Source organism: Streptomyces sp. MS191, assembly GCF_008042125.1.
In the GTDB taxonomy this organism is placed as follows: domain Bacteria; phylum Actinomycetota; class Actinomycetes; order Streptomycetales; family Streptomycetaceae; genus Streptomyces.
This window is the reverse complement of sequence record NZ_RDBI01000078.1, coordinates 13,243-17,312: the sequence shown is the minus strand read 5'-3', so window position 1 is coordinate 17,312 and position 4,070 is coordinate 13,243. Positions and strand designations below refer to the sequence as shown.

The following is a 4,070-nucleotide window of genomic DNA, read 5'->3' as shown; positions in this document are numbered from 1 at the left end:
CCTCAGCCGCTGCATCCTTTCCGGCACGGTGCACCTCGATCAACTGACACTGGAAGGGCAGTGCTTCTTCGCCACGGTCCCCACCGGGTTCGTCAGACGCGGCCTTCGAGTGGCGCGATGGACCCCGCGCCGCACTCTGATCGAGGAGCACCATTGGCGCGCCACCCGCGGCGTCGACCACGCTGGCCGATCAGCCTTCCGCCGGCCGCGGGTTGCGGTTCACCTGCGGGCAGGCCCCACAGCATCATCACCAGGATGGTCGCGGCCATGGTGCCGAGAAGCCACGCGAGGGCTCGTGAAGCCCGCAGGCCGTAGCCCGACAGTGCCCAATACACGGTGAGAAGGCTCCGTTCGCTCCAGGGGATGTCGTCTGCGTGACGGCGCATCTCCATCTCGCCGTAGTAGAAGTCGGCGGCTCCGGGTTCATGCTTGCCATCCTCGAACGACTTGCGCAGCTGCCGGTAGACGGGAGCCAGGGTGACGGGCTGGAGTACCTCCTGCCGCGCGGGAGCGGCTGTCCAGCCAGCGTGGTCGACGCCGCGGGTGGCGCGCCAATGGTGCTCCTCGATCAGAGTGCGGCGCGGGGTCCATCGCGCCACTCGAAGGCCGCGTCTGACGAACCCGGTGGGGACCGTGGCGAAGAAGCACTGCCCTTCCAGTGTCAGTTGATCGAGGTGCACCGTGCCGGAAAGGATGCAGCGGCTGAGGTCCACACCGTGCAGGACGAGGTGCGCGGCGTCCACTCCCTGGAGGGAGGCCATGCGGACACCGCTGTCCCGTTCGGCCAGGCGGCCCTCCGGGACCGATCGCAATCCTGTGCTGAACGGGACGACCCGGGCGGTGACGCTCACCGGGTACTCGAGCACGGCGTCGCTGAGGTTGATCGTGGCGTAGCGAACGCGCAGCGCAGCAGCGGAGTCCCAGCGTGTCCGGTTGCACAGGACCCGGGCAGCCGCGACCTCGATGGTGACAGCGCTGCCGAACCGGGCCCTGGACAAGTCGAGGGCGTCCTCGCAGACGAGGGGGCCCAGTTGCGAAGCCGACTCGAKCACCGCGCCACCGAAAGTGGCGGACCCGGCGAACGTCGAGAGGTGGAATCTGGTGTCAGCGGCGAACGTCGCATCTCCGAAGTAGGCGGTGTCCGCGAACGCCGCGCGGATGAAGCCGACGGGGCCGGAGCAGGTGGCTGAGCCGAAGGTGGCGCAGCCGGTGAAGGTGGCTTCGCCGAAATCGGCGGCGCCGGAGAAAGCGGTCGAATCGAAGCTCGCGAATGTGGAGAACGTCCCCTGCCGGAACCTGGCGTCGGCAGAGAATCGTGCCCTGTCGAACTTGGCGTCGCCTGAGAACGACGCCTCGCTGAAGTCGGCGATTCCCGTGAACAACGTCTCGCCGAACAGGACCGTGCCGTTGAAGGACGTCCGCTCGAACCGTGCGGACCCGGAGAAATGAGTTTTGAAGAAGCCGGTGAATTGAGAGAACGTCGCTTGCGTGAACATGGCCGTGCTGGTGAATACTGCCCCACTGAAGTCGGCCCCGGCGGGGAAGGCCGCCCAACGAAAGTCGGCATCGCCGGAGAAAGTGGCTTCACCGAATTCGGCGGTACCGGAGAACGTCGCGTCTCCGAAGTCGACGCCGCCCATGTGCAGGCGCCCAGTGGCGCTGTCGCGGAGCGGTTCCAGGAGTCGGCCCAGGAGGCGCTCCGAGAAGAGTGTGCCGCGGTGGTCGAGTCGGCTTCCGGGTGCCAGGGAACTCAGATAGGCGGACAAGTCGGTGTCGGTGAGGTGCTCCAGGCACGCGGGGTGCCGGTCCACCCGACGCCCACGGCAACCGATCGGATCGCCGACCGGGTCGGCGCCGTGGGCGCAGTGTGGCCAAGGAGGAGCAACGGGCCTTCCATTCGGCATCCGGGTGACCGTCATGAGCGGGCGGCCTTCTCGGAGGCGAGCGGATCTGCGTGAATCCGACGCCGGACTCCTGCCCACGGGATGCCGCCCAGGCTGCCGCGGAGGGGTGTGAAGTTGATACGGGGGAGCGGACGGCCTCGGTCCGCTTTTTCCAGGGCCTCAGTGGCGGTCGCTTCCGGGCGCGAAGCGGTCAGGCGACCTGCCCCCAACTCCCTGCTCCGTAGTTCGCGATCGAGGTCGCCCACCCGGGTCTGTACGTCCTGATCGAACTCCATCTCGCCCCCGATTCACGCTGTCCTGACGCCGGTCCAGTCCCGCATGCCTGAGCCCCACGCCCCTCGGTCGGCCGGCGTCCCGTGCACAGGTCATGGCAGATGAATACAGGCAGATCGCGACCCCGTGCGTCGAAACAGAAGAACGGATCCGATGAGGATGCGATCTCGGGTCGTGGTCTACAGCGCTGTCGGACATGCTGGTGTACTCGGGCTGGTGCCTACGGCTCCTGCGGCGGGGCGAATCTGGTCAGTATCAGCAGCGTGTCGACGAGGTCCTCGGCCGGGGCGCCGGTGGCCAGGCGGCGCAGCTGCTGGCCGAAGACCAGGGCTACGGCCACGCCCGCCAGGCGTTCGGGGTCCGGCACGCCGAGCTGGGTCAGGATCCGGGTGGCCAGCAGGTCGTACGCGGCGAAGCACTCGGCCGCGGCCGCCCGCAGCCGTTCGTCGCGGCCCGCCTCGACGTACAACTCGAACGGCGCGATGTGGCGACTGTCGAAGGCGTTGCCGCCGGCGACCTGCGCCACCACCTCGGCCGCCTGCCCGATGTCGAAGGGCTCGTCGGTGCAGGCGTCGGCGAGCGCCGTGAAGTGCCGGGTCTCCTCGGCCACGAAGTGCAGCAGGCTCTCGCGCAGCAGCTCGTGCTGGGTGGCGAAGTGGTAGGTGACCGAACCGAGCGAGACGCCTGCCTCCTTGGCGATCCGCCGGTTGGTGACGGCGGCGATGCCGTCCTGCCCGATGATCCGCAGCACGGCGTCGATGATGCTCTGGCGGGTGTCGGAAGCGTGGGGCATGTCGGCATTCTGCCCCATCGCGCGGCCCGGCCGACCGGGCCGGATACGGCGGTTGACCGGCCGGGGGTGTGGACAGCGAGGCGGAGCGATCCCTACTGTTCGTTCGAACGAACAGTTGAGGGCAGCCGCACGGGAGTCAACGTGGACATATCCGGATCGAACGTTCTGCTCACCGGCGCGACCGGGGGCATCGGTGCCGCACTGGCGGCGCGCCTGGCGGCCCAGGGAGCCCGCCTCACACTCACCGGCCGTCGGGAGGAGGCGCTGAAGGCCACCGCGGACGCCTGCGGGGCCCGCACCGTCGTCGCAGACCTGGCCGTCCGGTCCGACGTCGTCCGGCTCGCCGAGACCTGCGCCGATACGGACGTCCTCGTCGCGAACGCCGCCCTCCCCGCCAGCGGCGACCTCCTGGACTACAGCGAGGAACAGCTCGACCGCGCCCTCGACGTCAACCTGCGCGCGCCCGTCCTGCTCTCCCGGCTGCTCACCGCTCACATGGTCGACCGCGGGCGCGGCCACATCGTGCTCGTCGGCTCCATCTCGGGCAAGGCTGCGACCAAGTCGACCTCCCTCTACAACGCGACGAAGTTCGGGCTGCGCGGATTCGCCCTGGCCCTGCGGCAGGAACTCCGGGGCACCGGTGTGGGGGTGTCGCTCGTCCAGCCCGGCTTCGTCCGCGATGCGGGGATGTTCGCGGACACGGGCGCCGCGCCGCCGAACGGCATCCGTACCGTGACGCCCGGCCAGGTCGCCGACGGCGTCGTACGCGCCGTGCTCCGCGACCGGTGCGAGGTCAACGTGGCGCCACTGGAGCTGCGCCTGCTCAGTGCCATCGCCGGCCAGTTTCCCGGCTTCGCCGAGCGGGTCCAGGCCCGGGCGGACGTCGACGGCTCCGTACGGCAGATCGTCGAGGCGCAGCGCACCCGCCGCTAGCCTCGCCCGTCGCCCGTCGGCAGCCCCTGTTCTCGAGGCCGCTGCCGGCCGGCGGCCTCCGGGCGTCGACTAAGCACCGCTCGTCCGTCGCGGGCCCGCCCACAGCCGAAGGCCCCACACCCGAACGACCCGACAGCCGAAGCCCCCGCACCCGACAGCCCCGCTCC

Annotated in this window: 3 protein-coding genes; 1 reads left to right on the top strand and 2 read right to left on the bottom strand. The window is 69.7% G+C overall.

The window, feature by feature from the left end; translation table 11 throughout:
• Window positions 1-92: 92 nt before the first annotated feature.
• On the bottom strand, window positions 93-1,811 hold the full coding sequence (locus EAO71_RS33845; protein ID WP_261992476.1) for a pentapeptide repeat-containing protein: 1,719 nt from the start codon (window positions 1,809-1,811) through the stop codon (window positions 93-95).
• Window positions 1,812-2,397: 586 nt separating this feature from the next.
• Window positions 2,398-2,970 carry a TetR/AcrR family transcriptional regulator gene (locus tag EAO71_RS33840; RefSeq protein WP_147981657.1) on the bottom strand — a complete coding sequence of 191 codons (573 nt, stop codon included), beginning with the start codon at window positions 2,968-2,970 and terminating at the stop codon, window positions 2,398-2,400.
• Window positions 2,971-3,111: 141 nt separating this feature from the next.
• Between EAO71_RS33840 and EAO71_RS33835 the strand changes: the two genes are divergently transcribed.
• Window positions 3,112-3,903 (top strand): SDR family NAD(P)-dependent oxidoreductase, encoded by a 792-nt coding sequence (locus EAO71_RS33835; protein WP_147981656.1) that lies wholly within the window; start codon window positions 3,112-3,114, stop codon window positions 3,901-3,903.
• Window positions 3,904-4,070 lie beyond the last annotated feature (167 nt).

What these genes read in the sequence shown, in the direction of transcription:
- EAO71_RS33840 (WP_147981657.1), bottom strand. Translation starts at nt 2,970, where the DNA reads ATGCCCCACGCTTCCGACACCCGCCAGAGCATCATCGACGCCGTGCTG.